Consider the following 862-nt stretch of genomic DNA (forward strand, 5'->3'; position numbering starts at 1 on the left):
TCTCATCAATGAAAAGTATAGAGAACTCTATGAAATAGTAGAAGCAAATAGAGGTTTAGCTCATCTAAGTGATGGACATTTAGCAATGGCTGAATGGGAAATAGCAGCAGGTATGCTAGGAGATATAAAGGGATTTAGTGGAGGACAAACTGCTGGTTTTACAGCAAGAACCTATCAAAAAAATGTTTTATCTATTCAATTAGGTGATATGTGGGAAAGAGCTTATTATGGTTATGGTTCATTTACAGATGGTAAATACAAAAGCCCACTAAGAGAAGCACAAGTGATGAATCTAGTTAAAAAAATCAAACCCGATAAATTTGGTATGTATCCTTATATAGATGAGATATTAGGGGTAGATTGGGTGATGGATTTTAGTGAATATGAGATAGATAGGAATATAATAGATGAACTTAATGATGAAATCCGAGCAGGCAAACTCTTAGATCCTAGAGACCCTAGAGCCACAGAACAAACAAGAAGGGAGTTTAAAGCTAGAGCCAATTTCTTCTCGCAACGAAGATCTGAGGTTTTAGCATTAGATATTCCATATTTACCAGATTTTGATGCCCAATTAGAAGATGATATGATAAATTTATATGCTAAAATTCGCTCTATCACTCCCCCACAAGGCTATCCTAATGCTCCCACTTACTATATCCCAGAGTATTTAGAAGAACTTTATAGAGAGGGGAAGTTTGATATTAAGCTAGACCCTAGAATCCCAGCAATGTATAGAGAATCTTTCCCAGAAGAACTAAGAGCAAAGATACTAGCTTATGCCAAAAAGCATAATATTAAAGAATAAGAGATACATAATACAATAAGAACAATAAAATCATTGAACAATATATGAGAAAGC

1 pseudogene is annotated in these 862 nt (G+C 34.5%); it reads left to right on the forward strand.

Annotated elements, in window-relative coordinates:
• A pseudogene (locus CQA53_RS12870) lies at positions 1-808 on the forward strand (hypothetical protein); the annotation flags it as partial.
• Positions 809-862 lie beyond the last annotated feature (54 nt).

Origin of the sequence: Helicobacter didelphidarum, from assembly GCF_003364195.1 — a bacterium.
In the GTDB taxonomy this organism is placed as follows: domain Bacteria; phylum Campylobacterota; class Campylobacteria; order Campylobacterales; family Helicobacteraceae; genus Helicobacter_A; species Helicobacter_A didelphidarum.